At 52.3% G+C, this 214-nt stretch carries 1 pseudogene; it reads left to right on the top strand.

Annotation, left to right across the window (positions count from 1 at the left end):
* Positions 1 to 214: pseudogene (locus AF337_RS45860) on the top strand (O-antigen ligase family protein); the annotation flags it as partial.

The raw sequence follows: 214 nt of genomic DNA on the forward strand, positions 1-214 counted from the left end.
TCCTATGCGTCTTTCTCTCGATTGCTTTCTCCGTCAGCGTAGGATCCTCGCTCCGGTCCTTAGTGGCCGTCGCATTGCTGACAGCTGGACCCATTCTTTACCGGGCCCGTTATGGAGCCGTCGACACATTTGAAAGCCTGGCGAAATTTGCGATTGCAACGGCTTTCATCAATATTCTTTACACCGCAGCTTTTCCACGCTTCGCTGTCATGAG

Source organism: Rhizobium ecuadorense (assembly GCF_001187535.1).
GTDB lineage: Bacteria > Pseudomonadota > Alphaproteobacteria > Rhizobiales > Rhizobiaceae > Rhizobium > Rhizobium ecuadorense.